The organism is Donghicola eburneus (assembly GCF_900115865.1).
GTDB classification, from domain to species: Bacteria; Pseudomonadota; Alphaproteobacteria; order Rhodobacterales; family Rhodobacteraceae; genus Donghicola; species Donghicola eburneus.
In genome coordinates, this window is record NZ_FOXY01000002.1 from 263,046 (window position 1) to 289,018 (window position 25,973).

General features: G+C 58.3%; 27 protein-coding genes. 14 read left to right on the plus strand and 13 right to left on the minus strand.

Annotated elements, in window-relative coordinates:
• Window positions 1-20: 20 nt before the first annotated feature.
• Window positions 21-419, minus strand: a complete 399-nt coding sequence (locus BM225_RS03915) for a cell division protein ZapA (protein WP_072707066.1) — start codon at window positions 417-419, stop codon at window positions 21-23.
• On the minus strand, window positions 419-907 hold the full coding sequence (locus BM225_RS03920; protein WP_072707067.1) for a hypothetical protein: 489 nt from the start codon (window positions 905-907) through the stop codon (window positions 419-421). The genes BM225_RS03915 and BM225_RS03920 overlap by 1 nt, the downstream gene beginning before the upstream one ends.
• Window positions 908-1,111: 204 nt before the next feature.
• On the opposite strand from BM225_RS03920, the gene tkt reads away from it, so the two are divergent.
• The 4 genes from tkt to gap (BM225_RS03940) all read left to right on the plus strand — a co-directional run bounded on the left by tkt (window position 1,112) and on the right by gap (BM225_RS03940) (window position 5,698).
• Window positions 1,112-3,127, plus strand: coding sequence for a transketolase (gene tkt, locus BM225_RS03925; RefSeq protein WP_072707068.1), 2,016 nt, complete (start codon window positions 1,112-1,114; stop codon window positions 3,125-3,127).
• Between the two features lie 306 nt (window positions 3,128-3,433).
• A complete protein-coding gene (gene gap / locus BM225_RS03930) occupies window positions 3,434-4,438 on the plus strand; it encodes a type I glyceraldehyde-3-phosphate dehydrogenase (protein WP_072707069.1) in 1,005 nt (334 codons plus the stop codon).
• 14 nt (window positions 4,439-4,452) lie between these two features.
• A complete protein-coding gene (locus BM225_RS21770) occupies window positions 4,453-4,596 on the plus strand; it encodes a hypothetical protein (protein WP_092463867.1) in 144 nt (47 codons plus the stop codon).
• 100 nt (window positions 4,597-4,696) lie between these two features.
• The gene (gene gap, locus BM225_RS03940) at window positions 4,697-5,698 is read left to right on the plus strand and encodes a type I glyceraldehyde-3-phosphate dehydrogenase (protein WP_072707070.1); all 1,002 of its coding nucleotides are present in this window, start codon (window positions 4,697-4,699) and stop codon (window positions 5,696-5,698) included.
• 82 nt (window positions 5,699-5,780) lie between these two features.
• On the opposite strand, the gene coaD is transcribed toward gap (BM225_RS03940), so the two are convergent.
• The 3 genes from coaD to BM225_RS03955 form a co-directional block, all read right to left on the minus strand.
• The gene (coaD, locus tag BM225_RS03945) at window positions 5,781-6,272 is read right to left on the minus strand and encodes a pantetheine-phosphate adenylyltransferase (protein WP_072707071.1); all 492 of its coding nucleotides are present in this window, start codon (window positions 6,270-6,272) and stop codon (window positions 5,781-5,783) included.
• 70 nt (window positions 6,273-6,342) lie between these two features.
• Window positions 6,343-6,777 (minus strand): CBS domain-containing protein, encoded by a 435-nt coding sequence (locus BM225_RS03950; protein WP_072707270.1) that lies wholly within the window; start codon window positions 6,775-6,777, stop codon window positions 6,343-6,345.
• Window positions 6,778-6,836: 59 nt separating this feature from the next.
• Window positions 6,837-7,733 (minus strand): LysR family transcriptional regulator, encoded by an 897-nt coding sequence (locus BM225_RS03955; protein ID WP_072707072.1) that lies wholly within the window; start codon window positions 7,731-7,733, stop codon window positions 6,837-6,839.
• A 102-nt stretch (window positions 7,734-7,835) separates the two neighbouring features.
• Here BM225_RS03955 and BM225_RS03960 point away from each other — a divergent pair, with 102 nt between their 5' ends.
• Window positions 7,836-9,335, plus strand: coding sequence for a CoA-acylating methylmalonate-semialdehyde dehydrogenase (locus BM225_RS03960; RefSeq protein WP_092463870.1), 1,500 nt, complete (start codon window positions 7,836-7,838; stop codon window positions 9,333-9,335).
• 76 nt (window positions 9,336-9,411) lie between these two features.
• On the opposite strand, the gene pseI is transcribed toward BM225_RS03960, so the two are convergent.
• The 6 genes from pseI to pseB are packed head-to-tail and all read right to left on the minus strand — an operon-like array spanning window position 9,412 to window position 15,042.
• A complete protein-coding gene (gene pseI, locus BM225_RS03965) occupies window positions 9,412-10,461 on the minus strand; it encodes a pseudaminic acid synthase (RefSeq protein ID WP_072707074.1) in 1,050 nt (349 codons plus the stop codon).
• A 13-nt stretch (window positions 10,462-10,474) separates the two neighbouring features.
• The gene (gene pseH / locus BM225_RS03970; protein WP_072707075.1) at window positions 10,475-11,023 is read right to left on the minus strand and encodes a UDP-4-amino-4,6-dideoxy-N-acetyl-beta-L-altrosamine N-acetyltransferase; all 549 of its coding nucleotides are present in this window, start codon (window positions 11,021-11,023) and stop codon (window positions 10,475-10,477) included.
• Window positions 11,020-12,144 (minus strand): UDP-2,4-diacetamido-2,4,6-trideoxy-beta-L-altropyranose hydrolase, encoded by a 1,125-nt coding sequence (gene pseG / locus BM225_RS03975; protein ID WP_072707076.1) that lies wholly within the window; start codon window positions 12,142-12,144, stop codon window positions 11,020-11,022. The genes pseH and pseG overlap by 4 nt, the downstream gene beginning before the upstream one ends.
• Window positions 12,145-12,197: 53 nt before the next feature.
• A complete protein-coding gene (gene pseF, locus BM225_RS03980; RefSeq protein ID WP_072707077.1) occupies window positions 12,198-12,896 on the minus strand; it encodes a pseudaminic acid cytidylyltransferase in 699 nt (232 codons plus the stop codon).
• A complete protein-coding gene (pseC, locus tag BM225_RS03985; protein WP_072707078.1) occupies window positions 12,893-14,044 on the minus strand; it encodes a UDP-4-amino-4,6-dideoxy-N-acetyl-beta-L-altrosamine transaminase in 1,152 nt (383 codons plus the stop codon). Before pseC ends, pseF begins: the two co-directional genes overlap by 4 nt.
• Window positions 14,044-15,042, minus strand: a complete 999-nt coding sequence (gene pseB, locus BM225_RS03990) for a UDP-N-acetylglucosamine 4,6-dehydratase (inverting) (protein WP_072707079.1) — start codon at window positions 15,040-15,042, stop codon at window positions 14,044-14,046. Before pseB ends, pseC begins: the two co-directional genes overlap by 1 nt.
• A 513-nt stretch (window positions 15,043-15,555) precedes the next feature.
• On the opposite strand from pseB, the gene BM225_RS03995 reads away from it, so the two are divergent.
• The 4 genes from BM225_RS03995 to BM225_RS04010 are packed head-to-tail and all read left to right on the plus strand — an operon-like array spanning window position 15,556 to window position 19,743.
• Window positions 15,556-16,380, plus strand: a complete 825-nt coding sequence (locus BM225_RS03995; protein WP_143095345.1) for a hypothetical protein — start codon at window positions 15,556-15,558, stop codon at window positions 16,378-16,380.
• Window positions 16,377-17,498 (plus strand): glycosyltransferase family 4 protein, encoded by a 1,122-nt coding sequence (locus BM225_RS04000; RefSeq protein WP_072707081.1) that lies wholly within the window; start codon window positions 16,377-16,379, stop codon window positions 17,496-17,498. Before BM225_RS03995 ends, BM225_RS04000 begins: the two co-directional genes overlap by 4 nt.
• A 56-nt stretch (window positions 17,499-17,554) precedes the next feature.
• Window positions 17,555-18,583, plus strand: a complete 1,029-nt coding sequence (locus tag BM225_RS04005) for a glycosyltransferase family protein (RefSeq protein ID WP_072707082.1) — start codon at window positions 17,555-17,557, stop codon at window positions 18,581-18,583.
• Window positions 18,583-19,743, plus strand: coding sequence for a glycosyltransferase (locus BM225_RS04010; protein WP_072707083.1), 1,161 nt, complete (start codon window positions 18,583-18,585; stop codon window positions 19,741-19,743). Before BM225_RS04005 ends, BM225_RS04010 begins: the two co-directional genes overlap by 1 nt.
• Here the strand turns inward: BM225_RS04010 and BM225_RS04015 are convergent.
• On the minus strand, window positions 19,734-21,488 hold the full coding sequence (locus BM225_RS04015) for an ABC transporter ATP-binding protein (protein ID WP_072707084.1): 1,755 nt from the start codon (window positions 21,486-21,488) through the stop codon (window positions 19,734-19,736). The genes BM225_RS04010 and BM225_RS04015 overlap by 10 nt on opposite strands.
• 136 nt (window positions 21,489-21,624) lie before the next feature.
• Between BM225_RS04015 and BM225_RS04020 the strand changes: the two genes are divergently transcribed.
• The 5 genes from BM225_RS04020 to BM225_RS04040 all read left to right on the plus strand — a co-directional run bounded on the left by BM225_RS04020 (window position 21,625) and on the right by BM225_RS04040 (window position 25,476).
• On the plus strand, window positions 21,625-22,767 hold the full coding sequence (locus BM225_RS04020; RefSeq protein WP_072707085.1) for an acyl-CoA dehydrogenase family protein: 1,143 nt from the start codon (window positions 21,625-21,627) through the stop codon (window positions 22,765-22,767).
• Window positions 22,764-23,798, plus strand: a complete 1,035-nt coding sequence (locus BM225_RS04025; RefSeq protein ID WP_072707086.1) for an enoyl-CoA hydratase/isomerase family protein — start codon at window positions 22,764-22,766, stop codon at window positions 23,796-23,798. The genes BM225_RS04020 and BM225_RS04025 overlap by 4 nt, the downstream gene beginning before the upstream one ends.
• A gap of 92 nt (window positions 23,799-23,890) precedes the next feature.
• The gene (gene mmsB, locus BM225_RS04030) at window positions 23,891-24,763 is read left to right on the plus strand and encodes a 3-hydroxyisobutyrate dehydrogenase (RefSeq protein WP_072707087.1); all 873 of its coding nucleotides are present in this window, start codon (window positions 23,891-23,893) and stop codon (window positions 24,761-24,763) included.
• 91 nt (window positions 24,764-24,854) lie between these two features.
• Window positions 24,855-25,184: a hypothetical protein gene (locus BM225_RS04035; protein WP_072707088.1), complete on the plus strand. Its 330-nt coding sequence runs from the start codon at window positions 24,855-24,857 to the stop codon at window positions 25,182-25,184.
• Window positions 25,185-25,275: 91 nt separating this feature from the next.
• Window positions 25,276-25,476, plus strand: a complete 201-nt coding sequence (locus BM225_RS04040) for a YgaP family membrane protein (protein WP_072707089.1) — start codon at window positions 25,276-25,278, stop codon at window positions 25,474-25,476.
• A 12-nt stretch (window positions 25,477-25,488) separates the two neighbouring features.
• Here BM225_RS04040 and BM225_RS04045 read toward each other — a convergent pair whose 3' ends face one another.
• Window positions 25,489-25,872 carry a hypothetical protein gene (locus BM225_RS04045; protein ID WP_072707090.1) on the minus strand — a complete coding sequence of 128 codons (384 nt, stop codon included), beginning with the start codon at window positions 25,870-25,872 and terminating at the stop codon, window positions 25,489-25,491.
• Between the last annotated feature and the right edge of the window lie 101 nt (window positions 25,873-25,973).

A 25,973-nucleotide genomic window follows, 5' to 3' on the forward strand; every position in this document is an offset into this window, starting at 1 on the left:
TTCCAAGGTGGGGCGATCTTTTAGGCCGTCGCTTTTTCTTCGACCTCTTCGGCCAGCTTTTCTGCGCGGTCTGCCAGCGCGGCCAAAGTGCTCTCCAGCCCTTCGGGCAGAGTCGGCACGGGCACTTCGACCGTCACTGTCTGCGGCTCGCGCGCTTTCAACGCAGCGTTCTCGGCCTCAAGCTCTGCGATGCGGGCGTTCAGGGCGGCAGTGTTGTCCCCTGCCCCTGCGGTTTTGTCAGCGAGCATCAGACCAGCCATCAAAAGCATCCGCGATTCCGGCATCCGCCCGATCTGCTCAACGAGCACCGAGGCCTCTTCGTCCAAAACAGCCGCTGCGGCTTGCAAATAGCTTTCTTCGCCGGGCTGGCAGGCCACATCGAAAAAGCGTCCGCCGATCGATACCTGAACATGGGGCATTAGGTGCTCTCCTCTTCGGACGCGACGCGGTTGGCCCCTTCGACAAGTGCCAGCAGCGCTTTCATTTCGGTGGCTTCGGCAGCGCGTTCAGCGCGCAATGCTGCCAGTTCGGCAACGACGCCCTGATCCATCTGTTCGATGGTCACGCCGCTTTCGGCCCCGCGCATCGCCTCGTTCGCGGCCATCAGTTCGGCGTTTGCTTCTTTCAGCTTGGCGATCTGTTCCTCCAGCTCCGCCACAAGGGTCGAGCTGATCTCGGGCTCGGCCTTGGCCAGCTTGTCCTGAACGCCATCCAGTTTATCCTGCAGCGCTTCGCTATGGGCCAGCGCCGCTTGCAACTCCATCCGTAGAACGTCGGCCTCGGCCTTGGCGAGCGCACCTTCGGGCAGCGCATCAGCCGCGGGCGCAGCATCCAACATATGCACGCCTTGTCCGATCCGGTCGAACGCCGCCGTGATGCGACGTTGGAGTTCGTCAATCTCAGTCATTCCTGCTTGCCTTTCTTCGAGACAACACTGCTCTTGGGTCCCGCCGAATCGCGAAACCGTCGCTACAGGGTACTTTATCCCCATCCCTACCAAAATGCTGCCCTTTGGGCGTTTTTAGGCCGATTGTACGCGTTTACGGCGGTTGCACTATCTTGGGACCCTGATATTCAGCGCTCACATACGCTTCTGACAGAGGAATTGCCCGTGGATATCGAAGCCCTCCGCACAGCCAACCCTGAACACTGGATGAAGGCCGCCGCCATCCGCACCCTGACGCTGGATGCCGTTGCCGCCGCAAACTCGGGTCACTCGGGTATGCCCATGGGCATGGCGGACGTTGCGACCGTGCTGTTCGAAAAGCACCTGAAATTTGACGCGAAAAACCCCGACTGGTTTGACCGCGACCGCTTCATCCTGTCGGCGGGCCACGGCTCGATGCTGATGTACAGCCTTCTGTACCTCACCGGTTACGAGGACATGACCCTCGAGCAGGTCAAGAACTTCCGCCAATGGGGCGCGATCACCGCAGGTCACCCCGAGTACGGCCACGCCAAAGGCATCGAGACCACCACCGGCCCGCTGGGTCAGGGCATCTCGAATGCGGTAGGCTTCGCAATGGCCGAAGCGTCGCTACGCGGCCGCTACGGTAAGAAGATCGTTGATCACTACACTTACGTGATCGCGGGCGACGGCTGCCTGATGGAAGGCGTCAGCCAAGAAGCCATCGCACTGGCCGGCCGTCAGGAACTGTCCAAGCTGATCGTCTTCTGGGACAACAACAACATCACCATCGACGGCACCGTTGATATCGCCGACCGCACCAATCAGGTGCAGCGCTTCAAGGCGTCGGGCTGGCACGTGATCGAGATCGACGGCCACAACCCCGCCGAAATCGACGAAGCGATCGCCAAGGCGAAAGTCACCAAGAAGCCCTCGATGATCGCGTGCAAAACGCACATCGCTTTGGGCCACGCGGCGCAAGACACCAGCAAGGGCCACGGCGCTCTGACAAATGGTGACCAGCTGGCAGCGGCCAAAGCAGCATATGGCTGGAACCATGGTCCCTTCGAGATCCCTGCGGACGTAAAAGCCCAGTGGGAAGCCATTGGCACCCGCGGCACAGCCGAGCGCGAAGCATGGGAAGGTCGCTTTGCCGAGGTTTCGGCCAGCCGTCAGGCGGAATTCACCCGTATCATGACTGGCGAAGCCCCCAAAAAGCTATCGGCCACCGTCAAAGCGCTGAAGAAGCAACTGTCGGAAGAAGCTCCGAAGGTCGCGACCCGCAAGGCGTCGGAGATGGCTCTGGAAGTGATCAACCCGATCGCACCCGAAACCATTGGTGGTTCGGCTGACCTGACCGGCTCGAACAACACCAAGACCGGCGATCTGGGCATTCTGTCCCCCGAGGACCGCAAAGGCCGCTACGTTTACTACGGTATCCGCGAGCACGGCATGGCTGCTGCGATGAATGGCATGGCCCTGCATGGCGGCGTGCGTCCCTATGGCGGCACCTTCTTGTGCTTTGCGGACTATGCCCGTGGCTCCATGCGTCTGTCGGCGCTGATGGGCGTTCCGGTGACTTACGTCATGACCCACGACTCGATCGGTCTGGGTGAAGACGGCCCGACCCACCAGCCGGTCGAGCATCTGGCCTACTGCCGCGCGACCCCGAACACCTATTTGATCCGTCCTGCGGACGCGGTCGAGACTGCCGAAGCGTGGGAAATCGCGCTGACCTCCAAGTCGACCCCGACCGTGATGGCTCTGTCCCGTCAGAACCTGCCCACCGTCCGGACTGAGCACAAGCTCAAGAACCTGACCGCTCAGGGTGGTTACGTTCTGGCAGACGCCGAGGGCAAGCGTCAGGCGATCATCATGGCGACCGGTTCGGAAGTCGAAATCGCGATGGAAGCCAAGAAGCTGCTCGAAGCCGAAGGCATCGGCACCCGCGTTGTTTCGATGCCCTGCATGGAACTGTTCGATGCGCAGGATGAAGGCTACCGCAAGAAGGTCCTGCCAGCAGGTCCCGTCCGCGTCGCCGTCGAAGCCGCTGTCCGTCAGCCCTGGGACAAGTACCTGTTGGGTGAGCGCGGCCGCGAGGCCAAGGCGGCGTTCGTGGGCATGGAAGGCTTTGGTGCCTCGGCCCCTGCTGAAACCCTCTACGAGAAGTTCGGCATCACTGCTGCGAACGTCGCGCAGAAGGTCAAAGACCTGCTCTGATCTCTTGAGCGATCGGAAATTCGGAGAGGGCGTCCTGCGGGGCGCCCTTTTCTTTGGGCTCTCGGGTTGGACCGTGCAGGTGCGCCGTGAGTATTCACAGCAAAAAGAAGTCAGGGGATTCGCGAGGGCTGCCAGCGGAATGCTGCAATGCAGAACTGTTAGCGATTGACTGTTAGCGCAAACCTGTACTTTGAGCGCAGTTTATCGCTAACATATTGATAGATTTAGCAGATTTTCTTTGCCCCCTGAGCGGGGTTGGGCCATATACCCGTTAACTCCCTCAGCTCGGTTTCAGGAGATACCCCCATGACCATCACCGTTGGCATCAATGGATTTGGCCGCATCGGTCGCTGCACTTTGGCGCACATCGCGGAAAGCGCACGCAATGACGTACAGGTTGTTAAGATCAACGCAACCGGCCCCATCGAGACCAACGCGCACCTGCTGAAGTATGACAGCGTGCATGGCCGGTTTGGCGGTGTGGTCAAGGTAGACGGCAGCACGCTGGATCTGGGCCGTGGCCCCATCGACGTGATGTCGACCTACGAGCCCAACGAACTGGACTGGGACGGCGTTGACGTTGTTCTCGAATGCACCGGCAAGTTCAACGATGGCGGCAAGTCGGCTATCCACCTTGACCGTGGTGCCAAATCGGTTCTGATCTCCGCCCCCGCGACAAACGTTGACAAGACCATCGTGTATGGCGTGAACCACCGCAGCTTGGTTGAAGGCGACCGCATGATCTCGAACGGGTCGTGCACCACCAACTGCCTTGCGCCTCTGGCGAAAGTTCTGAACGACGCGATCGGCATTGAGCGTGGCATCATGACCACCATCCACAGCTACACCGGCGACCAGCCCACCTTGGACCGTCGTCACAAGGATCTGTACCGCGCCCGCGCAGCGGCCATGGCGATGATCCCGACCTCGACCGGTGCGGCCAAGGCCCTGAAAGAAGTTCTGCCCGAACTGGAAGGCAAGCTGGACGGCACCTCGATGCGCGTACCGACCCCGAACGTGTCGTGCGTGGATCTGACCTTTGAAGCTGGCAAGGACGTCACCGTTGCAGACGTGAACGAGATCGTTCGCGAAGCAGCTGCTGGCCACATGGGCCACGTTCTGGGCTATGACCCCGAACCCAAAGTCTCGATCGACTTTAACCACACTTCTCAGTCCTCGATCTTTGCCCCCGATCAAACAAAGGTTGTGGGTGGTCGCACCGTGCGCGTTCTGGCATGGTACGATAACGAATGGGGCTTCTCCTGCCGCATGGCCGACGTGGCCGCAGCAATGGGGCAGCTCCTTAACTAAGGAGCGGCCTCCGCGTGACGAACAGACTGTCATTGATTCTAGGCGCCCTCATCGTGGGCGCCTTTTGCTATGATTGGATGGCCCAAGATGGCGAGAGCACCATCTTTCTGGCCAAAAAGGGAATTCTCCTGATCGAATACATCGAATTCTGGCGCTGATCCGGCGATATCGTCTGATCGGTTGACATCCTGTGCGATATCGCCATGTTAGCGATAACTTTGTTAGCGTTATCAGCGAACCATTTCGCGGGAGGAAACCATGACCGTAAAAGTTGCTATCAACGGCTTTGGCCGCATCGGCCGTAACGTACTGCGCGGCATCATCGAGTCGGGCCGTACCGATATCGAAGTCGTCGCCATCAACGATCTGGGCCCGGTTGAGACCAACGCACACCTGCTGAAGTATGACAGCGTCCACGGCCGCTTCCCCAGCGAAGTGACTGTTGGCGACGGTGTCATCGACGCAGGTCGTGGCCCGATCCGTGTGACCGCCATCCGTGACCCCAAAGACCTGCCCTGGGGTGACGTTGATGTGGCGCTGGAGTGCACTGGTATCTTCACCTCGAAAGAACAGGCGTCGCTGCACCTCGAGAACGGCTCCAAGCGCGTTCTGGTGTCCGCACCTGCGTCCGGCGCGGACAAAACCATTGTGTACGGTGTGAACCACGACAGCCTGACCGCAGAAGACCTGATCGTGTCGAACGCATCGTGCACCACCAACTGCCTGTCGCCCGTGGCAAAAGTGCTGAACGACAAGATCGGCATCGTCAAAGGCTTCATGACTACTATCCACAGCTACACCGGCGACCAGCCGACGCTGGATACCATGCACAAAGACCTGTACCGCGCCCGCGCGGCAGCTCTGTCCATGATCCCCACCTCGACTGGTGCGGCCAAAGCGGTTGGTCTGGTTCTGCCCGACCTGAACGGCAAGCTGGACGGTGTAGCGATCCGCGTCCCCACCCCGAACGTGTCGGTCGTTGACCTTACCTTCGAAGCAGCGCGCGAAACCACCGTCAAAGAAATTAACGCAGCGATCCACGAAGCCGCCGCAGGCGAGCTGAAGGGTATTCTGGGTGTCACTGACGAGAAGCTGGTCTCGGTCGATTTCAACCACGACTCGCACAGCTCGATCTTTGCCACCGACCAGACCAAGGTCATGGAAGGCACCATGGTTCGCATCCTGAGCTGGTACGACAACGAATGGGGCTTCTCGAACCGTATGGCGGACACCGCTGTTGCGATGGCGAAGTTCATCTGATCCAAACTGGATTACGAATAACAAAACGGCCCGAGGCATCGCTTCGGGCCGTTTTGCATTTTAAGCCCTATAGCTTGGCGTTTTAGCGCAGCTTGCCCTTCAGCGCGTCGGCCACCGTGGGCGTAACAAACTTGGACACATCTCCGCCAAGGCGCGCGATCTCTTTTACAAGTTTCGATGCGATGGCCTGGTGTTGCGCTTCGGCCATCAGGAAAACCGTCTCGACCGTGTCGTCCAACTGCCGGTTCATCCCGACCATCTGGTATTCATACTCGAAGTCAGACACCGCGCGCAGACCGCGCACGATCAACTGGGCTCCAACGTCATGGGCGCAATCGATCAGCAGGTTTTCGAAAGGGTGCGCAATGATCTCGACCCCAGTTTCTTGGGCGAGGATCGCACATTCGGACTGGATCATCTCGACCCGTTCATCGAGCGAAAACAGAGGGCCCTTGTCACGGTTGATTGCAACGCCAATCACCAGCCGATCAACCAGGGCTGTCGCACGACGAATGATGTCGATATGCCCCAAGGTGATCGGATCGAATGTTCCCGGATACAGTCCGATACGCATAAGGTGGCTCCTTCCCCCCGTTTTTCTGCGACGCAACAATATTGCGGCGCAGAATGCAAGGGGAACGCGACTATTGGCCCATGATCATGCCTTCAAGGGCTTCTTTCTCCATGGCCACGTGGCTCAGTTGCGCTTTGACAACATCGCCAAGGCTAATCACGCCGATGAGTTTACCATCTTCGAGCACGGGCATGTGGCGGAAGCGGCCGTCTGTCATTTTCTGCATCACCTCATCCGTCCGGTCGCCCTTGGCGCAGGTGACAAGGTTTGAGGTCATCAACTCGGATACAGGCAGATCCAGGACCGAGGGGCCGGTCGAGGCCAGATGGCGCACAATATCACGCTCTGACAAGATGCCATCGGGGTGCTCGCCGTCTGACGAAACCATAACCGTCCCGATTTTCTGGTCGGCCTGAATCTTGGCGGCTTCCATGACAGTGATGGTGGGCTTGACGGTAAAAACGCCCTGCTGACTCTTACTACCCAGGATTTGTTGCACAAGCATGGTCTTACTCCCGAAATAAAATTTCTTATAGACAAGCGTCTGCGCAATTGTCTGCACTGTCAAGCGCTTGCTTCCAGTCTGGCAATCTCGGTCCGCACGCCTTCTGCCACCAGTTTGGCAAAGCTGTTCATTCGTTCAAGTCTACGATCGTCTGCATGCCGGATCAGATAAAAGCTTCGCTTTAGGCTGACGTCTTCGGTTAAAATGCGCCGGACGGTGTTCGTCGAGGGAATCGCAAAATCGTGCACGACACCGACGCCGCCCCCCATCCTGACCCAGTTGAACTGAACAGAGACAGAGTTTGATCCCAGACTCACCCGCTCCGCGCCCATTTCGGTCAGATAGTCCAATTCCTTGTCAAAGATCATGTCGGGGATGTAGCCCACCAGCCGATGCCCCTTCAGGTCCGAAAGGCTCTTGATTGGCGGATTCTGCGCAAGGTAATCCTCAGACGCGGCCAAGGACAGGTGGTAGTCACTAATCTTCTGTACCGTCAGTCGGCCCGTTGTCGGGCGACTCACTCCAATTGCCATGTCAGCCTCGCGCTTGGACAGGTTGAACACACGCGGCAACGCGACGATCTGCACTTCGAGATCAGGGTTCTCTTCGACAATGCGTGCGCAGACCTGTGGCAACACGTAGTTCGCACAACCATCCGGAGCGCCAATGCGGATCTGACCAGACAGCCCGCCTGTCTGTGACCCCACAGTCTCTAGCGCTGCGTCCATGGCCTGCTCGACCCGCACCGCCTCTGTCATCAGGCGCTGGCCGCGCTCTGTCAGCGCGTAGCCTTGGGGGGAGCGCGCAAAGAGCGGTGCCTCTAGTGCCTCTTCCAAACGTGTGATCCGCCGACCCACGGTCGCAGGGTCCACCCGCAACATCTTGGAGGCGCCGGTCAGGCCCCCTGCCCGTGACACGGCCAAGAATATGCGGAGATCGTCCCAAAGCACTGACATCTTCGTACCTGTATTTTCGCAAAATGAATTTGGGAAACTTCCTCTGTTTGCGTCAGATTTGCAAGACTATGCTGCGCTCAACCACAATTCCGGGAGGACGCAATGCAAGAGCTTACCCACTATATCAACGGCGAGATGGTCAAAGGCACCTCGGGTCGTTTCACCGACGTCTACAACCCCGCCACAGGCGAAGTTCAGGCCAAAGTGCCGCTGGCCTCGATCGAAGAGCTGACCAAAGCCATCGAAGACGCGGCAGAAGCTCAGGTTGCATGGGCCGCTACCAACCCCCAGCGCCGCGCACGCGTGATGATGAAGTTCGGTGCCCTGATCAACGAGCACATGGAAGAACTGGCTGAGCTGGTTTCCAAAGAGCACGGCAAAACCATCCCCGACGCCAAAGGTGACGTTCAGCGTGGTCTGGAAGTTGTCGAAGTCTGCATGGGCGCCCCCAGCATGCTGAAGGGCGAATACATGGACAACGGCGGCCCCGGCATCGACCTGTACGCAATGCGTCAGGCTCTGGGTGTTGTTGCAGGCATCACGCCCTTCAACTTCCCCGCAATGATCCCTCTGTGGAAAATGGCCCCCGCAATTGCGTGCGGTAACGCCATGATCCTGAAGCCCTCCGAGCGCTGCCCCTCGACCTCCCTGCGTCTGGCTGAACTGCTGACCGAAGCAGGCCTGCCCAAGGGCGTTCTGCAGGTCATCAACGGTGACAAAGAAGTCGTTGACGGCATCCTCGACAACGAGACCATCCAGGCGGTTGGCTTCGTAGGCTCGACCCCGATCGCGCAGTACATCTATGGCCGCGCGGCGACCAACGGCAAGCGCGCACAGTGCTTCGGCGGTGCGAAGAACCACATGATCATCATGCCCGACGCGGACCTCGACAAAGCGGCTGACGCTCTGATCGGTGCAGGCTACGGCGCGGCTGGCGAACGCTGCATGGCGATCTCGGTGGCTGTTCCTGTGGGTCAGGAAACCGCAGACAAGCTGATCGAGAAGCTGGTCCCCCGTGTTGAGGCCCTGAAGGTTGGCCCCTACACCGCTGGTGACGACGTTGATTACGGTCCGGTTATCACCGCAGCTTCGAAAGAGCGTATCAACAAGCTGATCACCTCGGGTGTTGAGCAAGGCGCGGATCTGGTCATCGACGGCCGTGACTTCAGCCTGCAAGGCTACGAAAACGGCTTCTTCTGTGGCCCGTCGCTGTTCGACAACGTGACCCCGGACATGGAGATCTACAAAGAGGAGATCTTCGGCCCCGTGCTCTCGACCGTGCGCACCGAGACCTACGAAGAAGCGCTCGACCTGATCATGACCAACAACTACGGCAACGGCACAGCGATCTACACCGCGGACGGCGACACCGCTCGTGACTTCGCACACCGCGTCAACGTCGGCATGGTTGGCATCAACTTCCCGATCCCCGTTCCGCTGTCCTACTTCTCGTTCGGCGGCTGGAAGAAGTCGGCCTTCGGCGACCTGAACCAGTACGGCCCCGACGCGTTCAAGTTCTACACCAAGACCAAAACCGTCACCGCACGCTGGTTCTCGGGCATCAAAGACGGTGCTGCACTGAACTTCAAAGCGATGGACTAAGGCTCAGCCTAGCAAAATAGAAAACCCCGCCAGAGCAATCTGGCGGGGTTTTTCATTGGCACTTCCGACGTCTAGGTCAGAGCTTTAGGTTTTCCAGCTTCACCGGCGTGTTGGCTTCGACGGCTTCGACCACTGTCGCGCCGATCACCTGATCCAGATGCTTGGGGGCTGCGCCATAGCCGGGACGTACGCTGCGGACATCATCGACTGTGATCGTGCCGCCCGCTGGAATATCTATGACAAAGTAGAGAGACCGGCGGAACTTCACATTTCCGAGCTCGCTCGACTTACGTCCATAGTCCACACGGCCAAGCGCTTCCCACGCGGTTTTTGCACCGGTGCAGAGCGCCTCTAACTCATGCGGTTCAAGAGAGAAGCTATCGTCTGGACCGCCGCCATTGCGATCCAGCGTCACATGCTTTTCGACCACGCACGCCCCCAGAGCCACTGCAGTCAGCGCCGTCGTGTTGTCGAGTGTATGATCGGACAAACCCGTGAGCGTCCCATAGCGCGCGGCCATGTCCGGCAAAGTACGCAGGTTGTAGTCCGACGCAGGCGCCGGATAACCCGAAACGCAATGCAAAACGACAAGCTCGTTGCACCCTGCCCCGCGTGCGGCATCCACGGCTTCGGCAATCTCTTCCGCGTCGGCCATGCCCGTGGACATGATCATCGGTTTGCCGGTTTGCGCGACGTAGCGGATCAGCGGCAAATCGACCAATTCGAAGCTCGCAATTTTATAGGCGGGCGCGTTTAGATCCTCGAGCAGATCAACCGCTGTGCTGTCAAAAGGCGAGCTGAACATCGTGATCCCCTCGGCCCGGGCATGATCGAACAGCGCCTTGTGCCAGTCCCACGGCGTATGCGCCCATTCGTACAGATCGTACAAGGAATGCCCCGCCCAGAGGCCTTCGGTAATCTGAAAATCAGGGTGTTCGGACTTCAGCGTGATGGTGTCGGGACGATAGGTCTGCAGCTTGATCGCATCCGCACCAGCGGCCTTGGCTTTGGTAATGATCTCCAAAGCTTTGGTCAGGTCACCATTATGGTTCGCTGACAGCTCAGCGATAATGTAGGGTGGATGGTCAAGGCCGATCATGCGACCATCAATTTTAATGTCTGTCATGTCTTTCCTTATCCTACGCAGAATTTCCGGACAATTTCGCGTGGACTTCTTCGCATATTTGTTGCCATTCCGACTCAAGTAGCCCGAAACGCACAATGTCGTGGAAAACGCCATCAGCCATATGCTGCTGCCTAAAGAGGCCCTCTTTCTTGAAACCGAATTTCGTGTGTAGCCGCAGCACTGTTTCGTTAAAACTGAGGACTTCGCAGGATAGTTTGTTCAGCCCCAGTTCTTTGAATACATAATTGAGTGCCAAGTATTCCATACGAGACCCTGTGCCACGTGGAGCATTTGACGACGCATAAAACGCCCAGAAGCAGTTCTGACTGAAGTAATCAATCTGAGTGAAGCCAACCACTCCAAGTGGTGTCCCTACGCATTCATACACAAAGTATTCCTGGTCATCACGCTGCTTCGTACGCCCCCACCACGCCAAATGCTCTTCGAGTGAAATTACGTGGCTTGTGTACATTTTGGAACGGACTTCAGGCGCATTGCGCCAGTCCAGAACCATTTCTAAATCTTCGTCGACCATCGGACGAAGAAGCCCGAACTCTTTCATGCTCCACCTCTGCTGGCGCCATCGAAATGGGTCAGGGCCTGAAGCAGCCGCTGCGTTCCAAGGCCATCGCAAATAGCAGCAGCCTTCTGAGAAATCTCGAACAATTTTTCAGGTGACTTTAGACTCTCTAGCTCTTCTATCATCTTTTGTTCCCATCCTTCTTGGTCAGCGCGTCCCAGCAGAACAGCAGCGCCCACTCGCTCAATCGCGTCTGCGGCCATCAGCTGATTCTTGGCGATGACCAAGAGTAAAGCAGGCAGGCCCAAGGCACATCTTTCCCACGTGGTCCCCCCAACGGCACCAATCGCGAGGTCCGCTTCGGCCATTCGGTGGCCCATATCCGTAACATCGGTTGCAATTTCACACCGGAACGGAAGGTCCACAGCCTTCGTCCGCAACGAGGCCAGATGCGGTGCTTTCCCGCCCAAGACCACAGACACATGCAACGATGGCGCCTGCGGCCACAACGCGAGCGCGTCCAGCAGGCGCCCGGTCGCATCATGCTGGTCTACACCGCCCATCGCGATCAGGATCTTCTGAAGGCGCCGATTAGAACGCGAGACCAGCGCCTCGGCCCGCTGCGACGCAAACTCGCCCCTTAATTGGGCGTATTTTGGTCCAATCAGGAGATGCGCGGTATCCGGGACTAACCCGTCGTAATCCTGCGCCGAGGTCCCTAGGTTCTGATCCAGCAGCAAATCGCAGTCGTGTTTGCGGTCAGCCAAGTCATCCCAAACCATGATCTGCGACACGCGCGGCCGCAGGACACTCTGCCAGCGGTGGTCAAACGCATAGTGATCCATAATCAGCCAGTCTACAGTACGCCCCTGCAAGATGGCTGCACATTCGGCGGCATCGGTTTGCCATGGAACACCCGCCCAATATGCGTGTGGCGGGTCCTTAGGGAGCTCGGCGGTGCCGTCAGGCGCGGGCAAGAGGTCACAGGCAAACCCCTCGGCCTCGATGCGGTCGGCCAGATGCCCATCAAGTGCACGGGTCAAAAAGGTGCATTCGGCCCCTGATGCACGCAGTGCCTTGGCCAGTGTCAGGCAGCGCACCACGTGACCTGTTCCGATCTGCAAAGACGCATCAGCGCGGAAAACAATCTGAGGCTGTGCCATGGGGCCCCCGTGAAAAGATTAGACGTCCGTTGGTCGCGCAGACGAGGCGGCGCTCAAGGCGCGGCGCCCTCTTGAGCGTCGATCGCGCGCTTTAAAAATTCGGCGCGCACCCAGTCTTCGGGCGTATCGATGTCCTGCACCCGATGTCGCGGCAAGCTTACGCCGTAAGAGCCGGCTTCGAACACACCGCGCCCACTGCGCCATGTGCCCGCCTTTGCCCAATAGAACTGTCCGGCGTCATGCCACGCCTCTTCTAAATCTTGGCTACGCGTCTGCATGGTGCTGGGATCGAACATCTCGACCGCGCCCGCATCCGACCGCCGCAACGCCCGCTGGATCGGAAAGGGAAAGGTCGTCACGGCCATGACGTAGTGCGCCTGCGCGTCGACCAGCGCAGACAACCCCTGCGCAATATCGGCGCCCAGTACAAAGGGCGCAGTCGCGTAGAGGCAACAAACAGGCGCGTCGTCCGCAAGTTCCAATCGTTCAGCAGCATCCGCAATCACGGGCACGGTCGGCGTATGGTCATCCGACAGCTCGGGGCTGCGCAAAAACGGAACTTCGGCGCCGTATCCAAGGGCCACAGCTGCGATATCTGCGTCATCGGTACTGACGACAATACGGTCAAAAACGCCCGAGGCCTGTGCGGCCTTGATGGACCAAACGATCATCGGCTGGCCGCAGAACTCTTTGATATTCTTATGTGGAATGCGTTTGGACCCGCCGCGGGCGGGGATAACACATACGGTCATTTCGACAGTGCCTCTGACAGAACGCGTACCACGTCGTTCTGTTCGACATCGCTCATTCCGGCAAACAGCGGTATAGAGATCGCCCGAGAATAGTACTCCTCGGACGCAGGGAAATCGCCGACCTTGTGGCCCAGATCGCGGTAGTAGGGCTGCGTGTGCACGGGGATATAGTGCAGGTTCACACCGATCCCGTTCGCGCGCAGATATTCGAACACCTCGCGGTGCTTCGCGGCATCATCTAGTCGGATCACATAAAGGTGCCACGCAGAACGCGCTCCGTCTGTCCGGCCGGGGATCTGCAAAGGCAGATCGGCCAATAGGCTGTCATAGCGATCAGCCAGCGCGTTGCGACGATCAATGAACTGGTCCAATCTGGCCATCTGAGACAGACCCAGCGCGGCCTGCATTTCGGTCATCCGATAGTTCCAGCCCAGATCAACCTGCTGATAGTACCAGGGGCCATCCGACTCATGGGTCATCAGCGCAGGATCGCGAGTCACACCATGGCTGCGCAGCAGGCCCATGCGTTCGGCCAGAACAGGATCGTTCGTGGTGGCCAAGCCGCCCTCGGCGGTGGTGATGATCTTGACGGGGTGGAAGCTGAAAACTGTGATGTCGGAATACGCGCAGGCACCAACCTTGTCTTCGCCATAGCTCGCACCGATCGCGTGGCTGGCATCTTCGACGATTTTAATCCCGTACTTGCGGGCCAGAGCCGCAATCTCTTCGGCACGAGTGGACTGGCCGCACATGTGCACAGGAACGATGACCTTGGGCAACCGACCTGCAGCTTCTGCCGCCTCCAGTTTCGCCGCCAAAGCATCGGGACACATGTTGAAGGTATCCGCGTCGATATCAACGAAATCCACATCCGCACCGCAATAGCGCCCGCAATTGGCCGACGCGACAAAGGTGATGGGACTCGTCCACATCAGATCGCCCTCGCCCAAGCCCAGCGCCTTGACCGCGATATGCAGCGCCGAGGTTGCCGAGTTCACGGCTACCCCGAATTTCGCGCCAACATAGTCCGCAATGGCCTGTTCAAAGGCCGGAACCGCAGGCCCTTGGGTCAGGAAATCGGATTTCAGGACATCGACCACCGCGTCGATATCGGCCTGCGAAATATCCTGACGGCCATAGGGGATCATTAGATCGCTCCGATTTTTTCGCGGTTGGCGTCGATCCAAGCCTGCAGCGCATCGTCCGTCATCCAGTCGGTGTTATTGTCACTGGAATAAACGAAATCCTCGGCCACGCGGACGCCATCCTTGATGCGGGCACTGTCGGTGCCCCAATTGTTCAGGTTCGGCAGGATTTTGAAGTGCTCTTCGTATTCGTAGGTGAACATCGCATCTTCAGCGCCAACCATCTGTTCATGGATTTTTTCACCTGGACGGATGCCAATGATCTCTTGGCCAGCCTCGGGCGCAATCACTCGAGCCACGTCGGTCACCTTCATCGAGGGGATCTTCTTCACATAGATTTCGCCGCCGATCATGTCCTCGAACGCGTGCCAGACCAATTCAACGCCCTGCTCAAGTGAGATCATAAAACGGGTCATGCGGGGATCAGTGATCGGCAGAACGCCCTTGTCCTTGATCGACATGAAGAACGGAATCACCGAGCCGCGCGAGCCCATGACGTTGCCGTAACGCACAACCGAAAACGCGGTATCGTGGCCGCCAGCATAGGCATTGCCGGACACAAACAGCTTGTCCGATGCCAACTTCGATGCGCCATACAGGTTGATCGGGCTCGACGCCTTGTCGGTGGACAGGGCAACCACGCCTTTGACCTTTTTGTCGATGGCCGCGTCGATCACGTTCATCGCGCCGTTCACGTTGGTCTTGATGCATTCGAACGGGTTGTATTCGGCGGTCGGCACAATCTTGGTTGCAGCAGCGTGGACAACGTAATCCACACCGTCAAATGCGCGGTACATCCGTTCACGATCACGGACATCCCCAATAAAGAAACGCACGCGCGGATCGTTCTGGAACAGCTTGGCCATTTCCCACTGCTTCATCTCGTCTCGCGAGTAGATGATGACTTTTTTGGGATTGAAGCGTTCCAGCGTCATCGGGACAAAGGCATGTCCGAAGGAGCCCGTTCCGCCTGTCACCAGAATTGTCTTGTTCTCGAACATGGCCAAACCCGTCCTTAATTTTCTTACGCTTGAGCCCAGCGATTATCAGTCCCGACCACTTCAATCCAGTGGCTTTTTCCCATAGGCTCAGCGGAAATCAACCGAAGCAGTACAGACATGCCAGTCCATTTGCGGCCGCTTCAAAGCAGCAACGCACTCCATTCGCAGCTTGGGACCCATAGGCGGGCAATGCTTCTGCTTTGTGCGCTCCGTGATATGCGCCGCCGTAGGCTGGCCAAAGGTGTCCCCCCTGCGGGTTTGGCAGCAAAGGGCCATCTGAACTCAGTCACACGCCTGTGGAAAATCGCTCGTTCTCTGCGGTTCGTCACAAGTGACGATATTCAGCCCAAGGCCGGCTGTAGACTCGCTTTGGTGGATTGTCCTGTTCCCAACTCAAAAGCGCGGATGATCTTGGACGCCCTGATTGATGGGGGATGTTCTGAAAAGGCTATATCAACGCCTCGCCCCATGGCGCGCAAAGAACGTCACACATTGCGCCTCAGGGCTTTCGCAATGCTATGGAAGATGAAGCCCGCGCGGCGACGCTTGAATCCTGATGAGCTATCGCTGTGCCTCGCGAGTTTCCTACATACCGAAATGCTAGAGGGTTCAGACGCGACCGTTATTCATATCGGAGACCGGTCCGAGCGCCGCATTGCAATGACCGCGGGCGCCGCTCTTGCCGGACGGCCGTCTGTTTACTGGCAAACCGCATACCACGACACGACGTTTCCGCCGCTTGGGTATACGCATGCCGCCGTCATGAACAAAACCGGCGAAGATCGCGCTCTTGGCTATAACATCGAACCCTTGAGGCAGGCCTTGAAAAAGCCGCGTGCTGTTACCGCGCCATCGTCCTCGCAGCGCATCGGGATTGCCATGAATGCGTTCGCAGGCCCCGAGGTCGCCGAACTCTGCCGCAGTGTCCTGAGCGCTTTCCCCAGCGCTACATTAGAACTTCGCACCCACCCACGTATAGCATCCCCGAACTTGGGGGACCTGCCCAAAGAGGCCAACATTCGCCCGCGCGGCGAAGCGCTAAGCGCATTTTGCGACGCCTGCGACATCGTTCTCTGCGGCAACTCAGCAGTGCAGATCGAAATGTTATTGCTCGGCGTGCTCGTTATTCACATACCGGGCCTCGACGATCATGGCTTTGATCTCTATCGCTATGTCGCGGAAGGTGTGACATACGGCACGACAGACCTTGATCGACACTCGGTGGACGCCGCAATCCAGTTTTACGCTGCAGCAGAATGGCCAGATCGGCTTTTGCAACACGTCTCACCGCCGAGTGACGCATGCCGTCCGATCAGCGCCTTATGGACCACAGAATGAGCAGACCCAAACGCATCCTATTTCCATATGTTGGTGACAGCGTCGGCGGCAGCCACATTTCGTCACTGACACTCGCACAAGGGTTGCCTCATGCTCGATATGTGCCTGTCGTTGCGCAGCACCAGGACGGCCCCCTGTCCCAGTATTTGTCAGATCGCAACTTTTCCGCAGCTTTCGCGCCCAATGTCGCCTTTCTGAACACAGGGCCCTATCGCAGGCAATTCCTGAAAGCTTGGGTCGGCGTCCCCAAGCTCGTCCGCTTCTTACGAGAGCACCGGATAGATATCGTCCACACCCATGACATCCGTATGCACATCATCTGGGGCATGGCCGCCAAGCGGGCTGGCATCCCGCATATCTGGCATCAGCGCACGCCGACCACAGCGAAGCGGTTGGACAAATACACTGCGCATTCAGCCAAAGTTCTGGCTGTCTCTGAATACTGCCGCTCCAAATTCCCGCCCGCCATGCAAAGTCGTGCGCGTGTGCTGTTTAACCCGTTTGACATCCCCGAACCCGCGAACCGTCCCGCCGCCCAAGCAGCTCTGCTGGCGCGACTAAGGTTCGCCCCCAAGACAAAGGTCATCGGGTTTATCGCCAATCTCGACACGCGCAAACGACCATTACTGTTTGTAGAGATTGCAAAAGCACTCGTGTCCCAAGGACGCGATGACCTGCGTTTCATTATGCTGGGAGAGGCCCGCGCACCCCACATCGACGATCTGAATTCGGCCATTCAATCGGCCGGCCTCGCAGACCTCGTTCAGCACATCGGACCACAATACCCCATCGCTCCGTGGATGGCTGGGTTGGACTTGCTAATAGCCCCCGCAGTGCACGAAGCACTGGGCCGGACCATGATCGAGGCACAGCTTTTTGCGACGCCGGTCGTTGCGTCTAATGCTGGCGGCAACCCTGAAATCATTCTGGATGGACAAACCGGCTTGTTGGCCACGCCCGATGCACCTCAAGCCTTTGCCGACGCCGCGATCCGGCTATTGGATGATCCGCATTTCACCCATACCCTGACCTCCGCTGGCAAAGTCAGAGCAGAGCAAACCTTTTCTGCAGAGCGACACATCGCAGCGATGCTGGAAATCTACGACAGTTTGGCCTAGCCGGTTCCCCTCGACCACTGCCCGAGGTAAACGTAGGCAAATTCTACAGGTGTGCCATGAAAATTCTGTACGTCATCCGAAAGCGCGAGAAGCGCCATTGGTCAAAGCGTTTACAGCGCTGGATCACGGGCTTTACCGACGGACAGGACGGTTTTTTCGAAGCCAGTCTGCACTACGGTTGCTCTGTCACACGCCGCACATACGAAGAGGCCGCTGCCATGGGGCGCAGCGCTGTGGCGCGATACGACGCGATCATCGTAAATGCGAAATCCGGCTTTCCATGGCAAGATGGCGCCAAGGCCGGTCAGCAGATCCGTGCATGGGGACGCCCCACCGCCATTTTCATCGGGCAGGCACGCCCCTTTGAAATGGTCCCGGATAACGTCGCCGACCACTTCGACATTCTGTTCAAGCGCGAGCCATTTGCGGATCTGGGTCGCTACGACCTGAGCAATGGAAACCGTGCGAAAATCGTTCCAACTCTACTCTCGAACCAGTTGCTGCGCATGAGCTGGCGGTTCAAGGAACGCAACACGCAATTCACCCTACCGAAATACGGCTACGAGCACGAGAAAACCCACGACGTGTATTTTTCCGGGAAACTTGGGCCGAACCGTTTCGACAATCGCGTGCAGGCCTGGGAGCGCGTAACCGCTGATCTCGATGACTTGCGCCTAAAAGGTGGCCTCGCGTCCAACGGACAGGTTGAGGTTCCTGCCCACCTGAAGGGCGAATTGATGGAAAAACCGGAGTATCTGAATACTCTGCTCACGACCAAAGTGAACCTCGCGCTCTCAGGCATCGGCCCCTTCACGCACCGGCACCTTGAATTGTTCTATGCTGGGGCTTTTGCCCTATCGAACAACGACATCGAGCCGCTCTGGCTTCGTGCGCCTGTGATCAAAGGACAGGACTACGCCGCCTTTGACACCGAAGACGAGATGATCGACATGATCCGCTATTACGTGGCGCATGATGCCGAGCGCGAGGCGATCGCCAAAAATGGCCGCGCCTGTTTCGAGCGCCTTTATGACGTTCCAGCCCATGCGGTCGAACTGCGTGACGCCCTACAGAAAGTAATCTGATGACCCAGCCCCGTGTCTGCATTGCGACTGGCGACTACTATCGCCTTGGCGAGACCTTTGTGAACCGCCACATCGCAGAGATTTTCGGCGGTTCGGTCGGAGTGATCACTGGTCGCTATCACGGGGAAAACCCGTTGAACAAACCTGTGTTCGAGCGGCGTCAGCGCGCGGGCGGCACTGCGGCTCTGTTGCAAGGACTACTCTGGCACATTCCTCTGAATACTCTGAAACACGGCACCTCTCGCCTGCCCTATGGTCAGGCAAAATCAGACCTGATCGCGTTTTTGCGCGAACATCAGGTGGAAGTCATTCTGGCCGAGTTCGGCACGCAAGCGCTGGCGCTGGCGCCCTTGGCCAATGAGTTGAACATCCCGATCTTCACCTACTTCCGCGGCACCGACGCATCCAAGCAAATTCAGCGCCCGCGGATCGTGAAAGCTTATAACAAGATGATGCCGCGTCTGGCTGGTGTCTTTTCTGTCAGCCAATTTCTGTTGGACAATCTAGCGCGCCACGGAGTCACGGTGAACCAGAACGCCCATGTGGTGCCTTCTGGCGTGGATATTCGCCGCTTTGTCCCAGGTGAAAAGCGGCCTGGCAGTTTCCTTGCCGTGGGCAGGTTTGTAGAAAAGAAAGCCCCGAAAATCACCCTGCGCGCATTTGCCAAAGCCGCGCAAAACCACCCCGACGCCCGTCTGGACTTCATTGGCTCTGGTCCCCTACTCGAAGACTGCCAGAAGCTGGCGGCCGACATGGGCGTTGCGGATCAAGTGACCTTCCATGGCCAGCAACCGCACGAGTATGTGCGCCAGCACCTGCTGACAACCGAGGTCTTCCTACAGCATTCGATCACCGCAGCCGATGGCAATACCGAAGGTCTACCCACCGCGATCCAAGAGGCTCTGGCATGCGGGTGCATCACGATTTCAACGAACCACGCAGGCATTCCAGAGGCGGTCGAGCACGGGGTGAACGGCTACCTCGTCGATGAATGGGACGAAGAAGGCTTTGGCCAGCAAATCACAGCCGTTTTGGATCAGGCAGACCGCAGCGCCATGGCAACAGCAGCCCGCCGAACCGCAGAGGAAAAGTTCGACAATGACAAAGGGCTCTCCCGTGTCGAACGGATCATCCTAGAGACAATCGGCCGTCAGGGCTGATCCATCTCTAGATTGAACAGGCTACGATACAGAGCATTCTCGGCCATCAAGGCCTCGTGCGTGTCGAAGCCAGCGACGCGTCCGTGATCCAGAACCAGAACGCGGTCCACCCATTCAAGTGTCGAGGGGCGGTGGGTGACGAACAGCATTGTGCTGTCCTTGGCACCCTGCACAACAGCCTCCATCACGGCGCGGTCGTTTTCACCATCCAGCGCGCTGGTTGCTTCGTCAAAGATGTAGACCTTGGCCTGTTTCACAAGGGCCCTAGCGATCCCCACACGCTGCTTCTGACCACCCGAGAGATTAGAGCCATTCGGACCGACCCGAGCCTCTAGCCCGCCCTGAAGTTTATCCAGCACATTGTCAAGCGCAGCGCGGCGCACCGCATCTTGCACCTGCTGCTCGGTTGCGGTGGCATGGCCGTCCAAAATGTTGTCGCGGATCGAGCCGTCGAATAGGAACACATCCTGCGAGATCAGCGCGATCCCATCCCGCAGCGCATCGGGCGACACGTCTTTCAAATCCAGATCGCCAAGGCGCACAGTCCCGTCGGTCGGATCATAAAAGCGCTGGCACAGGTCGATAAAGGTCGTCTTGCCCGCACCAGAGCGGCCCACAATCGCGATCCGCTCCCCTGCCTTGATCTGCAGATCAACGTCGTGCAGCGCGGGCGCATCATCAGCGTAGTAGAAGCTGACATCTTCGAACGCGATGGAGGGTGTCACATTTTCAAGCCCCAGCGTGCCAGTCCGCGTCGCAGCTTGCGGCGTGTCGATCATGTCGTGCATCATTCCGACGTGAACCAGACCTTTCTGGATATCGACCAGCGTCTTCGACACGCGCTCGGCAGGCTGATAGGCCAAAAGAAACGCGGTGATAAATGCCGTGAACTCGCCAGGCGTCTTGCCATTGGTGATGGTTTGCCAGCTGGCGTACATGACGAACAGGCCGATCACGATCCCCCCGAGCAATTCCATTAACGGCACAGTCGCGTTCGTCGCCTTTGCGATGCGCACGACGCGTTTTTCCAGATCCTCTACCACGCGGCCAAAGCGGGCTGCGGACTTCTCTTCCAAGGAATAGCTTTTGACGGTCCGGATGCCCTCGATCGATTCTACGCCCGTCGATGCCAGCGCTTGCAAAAGCTCTGTCTCGTGTTTGGAATGCTTTCGTACGCTCTTGATCAGGCGCCCAACCATGAAAAAGATCAGCGGAAATAGGATCAAGCAGATCAGCGACATCGTCGCGTCCTGCCGTACCATCACGACGACCAAGGCCAGCAAGGTCAGGATATCGGTCACCAGCTTGTTCCCGATGCTCACCACGACCGAGCCGCAGGATTTGCCGAACATCATGACCCGTTGCATGTGCTTGGCCGGATGAAGCCCTGCAAAGAAATCCACGTCACGGTACAAGATATTTTCAAACAGCTTGCGCTGGTTTTGTGCCGCGATTTGGCGGTTCATTACCGTCTGGATGACCGCATTTCCGTATTGAAAGAAGCTCTTGGCCACCGAAATCCCGATCACCAACGCGGCAACGATCCACGCCTCGGACACGTTTTCCGACACGAACACATCGTTCACGATCCGCTTGGTGGACCAAGCGAGCAAACCGGTGAACACCGAAACCCCGACCATGAACACAACGTTCAAGGCATAGAGTTTCCAGCGGGGCAATAGATCATCTTTGAGCAAACGCTTGGTGGTCTGCAGGGGTGTCGCCTCGACTGGCTTGGCGGGCATGGGGACTCCTCGGTCTTGGGCCAATTCGCGCTAGGCTTGGCATATACTGTCCACGTCCCCCTCTTGCAATCATGCGGGGATCAGGGCAATCATCTGAACGAATGTTCAATTCATGCACCGGAGGGGAGGCCGCGCCATGGATTTCGCACTGACCGAAGAACAAGACGCCATTTTCGATATGGCCCGCGCATTCGGGGAGGAACACATCGCCCCCCACGCGCAGGCATGGGAACGGGACGGCACGATTCCCAAAGAGCTGTGGCCGCAGCTGGCAGAACTGGGGTTTGGCGGGTTATACGTGTCCGAAGAAAACGGCGGTTCTGGCCTATCGCGGCTGGACGCAACGCTCGTGTTCGAGGCGCTGTCGATGGCCTGCCCATCCGTGGCTGCGTTCCTATCGATCCACAACATGTGCGCCAAAATGCTGGACAGCTTTGCCAGCGACGAAATGCGCGACCGCTACTTGCCTGCCGCCCTCTCGATGGAAAAGGTGTTCTCATACTGCCTGACCGAACCCGGATCGGGCAGCGATGCCGCCGCATTGCGCACGCGCGCCACGGCCAACGATCAGGGGTACAGCCTGACAGGGACCAAGGCCTTCATCTCGGGCGGGGGCTATTCCGACGCCTATATCGTGATGGCCCGCTCGGGCGACGACAGCCCGCGTGGCATCTCCGCGTTCGTAATCGAAGACGGGACTGCGGGCGTCAGCTATGGCGGGCTCGAAGACAAAATGGGCTGGCGCTCACAGCCAACCCGTCAGGTCCAGATGGATGACTGCCACATCCCCGCCACCAACCTTTTGGGGACCGAAGGCGAAGGGTTCAAATACGCGATGAAGGGGCTGGACGGCGGACGCCTAAACATTTCGGCCTGCTCACTCGGGGCCGCTCAGGCCGCTCTCACCCAGACTCTGAATTACATGGCCGAGCGCAAAGCCTTTGGCAAATCCATCGACCAGTTCCAAGCCCTGCAATTCCGCCTCGCGGACGCAGAAATCGAACTGCAAGCCGCCCGCACCTTTTTGCGCCAAGCCGCGTGGAAGCTGGACAACGGCACGCCAGACGCCACGAAATTCTGCGCCATGGCCAAGAAGTTCGTGACCGAAGCGGGCAGCCGTGTTGCGGATCAATGTCTGCAACTGCATGGTGGTTATGGCTATCTTGCCGACTACGGCATTGAAAAGATCGTGCGCGATTTACGTGTGCATCAGATCCTTGAGGGGACCAACGAAATCATGCGTCTCATTGTAGCGCGTCAATTGCTGGCCGAAAGATGACATCAGACATTTCTACTCGTATCGAGGGACGCGCCGGTCGCATTACCCTGACCCGCCCCAAGGCTTTGAACGCCTTATCCTATGACATGTGCAAAGCCATCGCCGCAGCCTTGGACAACTGGGAAAACGACGACACTGTACAGATCATCCTGATTGATGCCGAGAGCGATCGTGCCTTTTGCGCGGGCGGGGACATTGCCGCCATTTACCATCAGGGCAAAGCAGGCGACTACGCCGAGGCCCGCGCATTCTGGGCAGATGAGTACCGGATGAACAACCGGCTCGCGACCTACCCCAAACCTATCGTCAGCTTTATGCAAGGCTACGTCATGGGCGGCGGCGTCGGGGTTGGCTGCCACGTCCAGCACCGAATTGTCGGCGACACAACACGCCTTGCGATGCCTGAATGCGGCATCGGACTGGTCCCTGACGTGGGCGGCACCGCCCTGTTGGCCTCAGCGCCCGGCCACCTTGGGGAATACCTTGGCCTGACCGGCGCACGGATGAAAGCTGGCGACGCTATTCGCGCAGGATTTGCCGACCACTACATCGCAGAAAGCGATTGGGACACGCTCAAGCAACAACTGATTGAAACCGGCGATATCACCGCCCTGACGGCCACGTTGCACCCCGCGCCAGACTCTGAATTGGCACAAAAGCAGGACCTGATCGACGAGCTGTTCTCAGCAGGCACATTACAGGACCTGTTCCAGCGGCTCGAAGACAACTCGTCTGATCTGGCAGAGGAAACCCTTCAGTCCCTGCGCCATCATGCGCCACTCGCTATGGCGACATCGCTCCAACTCATCCGGCGCCAACGCCCTACCCCGAACCTGAAGGATGCGCTGACCTGGGAATACCGCTGTACCTACCGTGCGCAGGAACAGGGCGATTTCCTCGAAGGCATTCGCGCGCAAGTCATCGACAAGGACCGCACACCAAAGTGGACCCACGCCAGTCCCGCTGACCTTACCCAAGCCGAAATTGACCGAATGCTCGAACCGCTCGGGGATAGCGAACTGCGCTTCTAGCTTCTTTCTGCTGAAAATACTTAATGCCCTCCGCGATCCATAGGGCGCAGCGTCGCGGCAGTATCCAAGACCTGCGCCCATGGGAGGATAGAATGAAAATCGGCTTTATCGGACTTGGAAACATGGGCGCGCCCATGGCACTGAACCTCGTCAAAGCGGGGCACGACGTCACAGGATACGACGCCGCCGGCGTCACGATCGAAGGCGTGGCCAACGCCGCCTCTGGCGCAGAGGCCGCGACCGGTGCAGACGTCGTTATTACCATGCTGCCCAACGGCGCAATCCTGCAATCTGTTGCCGCCGAGATCATTCCAGCCATGCCCAAGGGCAGCGTGCTCCTTGACTGTTCGACCGTCGACGTAGACAGCGCGCGCGCCGTGTCAGACCAAGCCCGCGAGAACGGCCTTGATGCGCTGGATGCCCCTGTCTCTGGCGGGATTGGCGGCGCAGCGGCGGGCACTTTGACCTTTATGGTTGGCGGCAGCGAAGCGGCCTTTGCGACCGCCAAACCTCTGTTCGACATCATGGGTCAGAAAGCCGTCCATTGCGGCCCTTCGGGCAACGGCCAAGCCGCCAAGATCTGCAACAACATGATCCTTGGCGTGACTATGATCGCCACGTGCGAGGCTTTTGCGCTTGCCGATAAACTGGGCCTCGACCGTCAGGCGATGTTCGACGTGGTCTCCACCTCTTCGGGCGCCAGCTGGTCTATCAACGCATACTGCCCTGCCCCCGGTATCGGCCCGCAATCCCCATCAGACAATGACTACAAGCCGGGCTTTGCGGCGAACCTAATGCTCAAGGACCTGCGCCTGTCGCAACAGGCCGCTGCCAGCGCAGACGCCGATACGCCCATGGGTCAGTTGGCCGAAACGCTCTACCAAACCTTTGTCGAAACCGAAGACGGCAGCGGCAAGGATTTTAGCGCGATGCTGCCGCGATTCTCGGCGCGGTCGCGTACCTGATCCAACGGCCACCACCCATTACAGAGCCGCGAGCAGAGAGAACTGCTTCGCGGCTTTTGCGTTAGTCAGGTGAACAACAAAGGATGGACCCGTGAAACGCACAGCCCTTATTATCGCCTCTGCTTTGGCAGCGACGTTCGCCGCCCCTACCGCATTCGCTGCAGGCAACGGCAATTGCCCTCCGGGCCTCGTCAAAAAAAACCCGCCCTGTGTCCCGCCGGGCCAAGCGAAAAAAGGCCATGATGGCGGTCACTTCCAGCGCGGCGACCACATCGACCATTATGATCGCCTCGACCAACCCAACAGGTATGGCTTGAACGATGGCAACTATGTGGTGTCGAACGGCTATGTCTACCGCATCAACGAACAAACTGGCGAAGTGCTGGCTCTGATCGGCGCCATGCAAAATCTGCTGAACTAAGCCACGGGCAAAGCGCCGCATCTGCGGCCCCTAGCGTATCGAGCTCCCGAATGTTATATTCTGCATACAGAATATAATTTAGGAGCTCGTTATGTTTTCCAAGAATGTTGGCGGTATTGACCGCATCCTGCGGATCGTGGTGGGCGCGGCCCTTCTGGTCGGCTTTTTGTTCAATGGAGACAGCACCTACGGCTGGCTTTATCTGATCGGCATCATCCCGTTGGCGACAGGCCTGATGTCGACCTGCCCGCTGTATTCAATTTTCGGGATGAACACCTGTCCACGGAAATGACGCCAAGGGCACCTAATCAAATGGGGTTGGACCTTCGACCTCAAGATGCTCTGCAAACTTGAAGCAATAGGTCCACCACTCCACCAAATCTTCGCGGTTCTCGGGATTGTCCCATTTGCCTGCGTCCCAGCGATCATGCCAGACCTGTCGCTTTTCGGCGGCAGTTCGCTCCACATAGTTGGCGTCACTACGGCGCACCGCCTCAGCGCGCATATTTGCCGCGGTCCCGACAAAGTATTCCAATTCGGCGCTTTGGCCCGAAACAGGCGTTTGTTCCCCAGTCATTAGCTCGATCAGAACCGCACACTCCACAAGGCTCTCTTCGAAAGGTTGGCCCGCATTGGCAGGTCCGGTCGCCGCACACAGCAAGGCAGCGGCGGCACACAAGGTTTTCAAATCAACTCTCCTTCACTCGCAACGCGAGCAAAGCTGTCACCCCATTTCGGCAGTATGATGACACGAAAAAGGCGGAGCCTTGCCCCGCCTGCATTCTTCGT